Origin of the sequence: Anaerobacillus sp. 1_MG-2023, assembly GCF_030547345.1 — a bacterium.
Lineage (GTDB): Bacteria > Bacillota > Bacilli > Bacillales > Guptibacillaceae > Guptibacillus > Guptibacillus hwajinpoensis_B.
In genome coordinates this window covers 1-239 of the sequence record NZ_JAUORD010000239.1, presented here as the reverse complement: position 1 = coordinate 239, position 239 = coordinate 1, and the positions used below count along the sequence as shown (strand labels likewise).

Sequence of the window (239 nt, the reverse complement as noted above, 5' to 3'; positions counted from 1 at the left end):
GCTTTTTGTTTTGCTGATGCATTTAGTGGCTCCAGCTTTTCTTTCGTTAATGATATTCCATTTCTACTTTCTGCTGAGGTTTCGATAGATGATGTAGTGGTTACTCACCTTAAAGGAAATGTAGAATCAGTGTATCTTTATGGCGGTATTAGTGTGGTTTCTGAATCAATTAAACAACAGTTAAAAAAATAAGCAATAAGCAACTTCTATTTTTAGATAGGAGTTGCTTTTTTTTTTGG

The 239-nt window shown here is 33.1% G+C and carries 1 protein-coding gene; it reads left to right on the top strand.

The window, feature by feature from the left end; translation table 11 throughout:
- Window positions 1-192 (top strand): cell wall-binding repeat-containing protein (locus Q4550_RS24010; RefSeq protein WP_303536782.1); only part of this gene is annotated, 192 nt, incomplete at its 5' end.
- Between the last annotated feature and the right edge of the window lie 47 nt (window positions 193-239).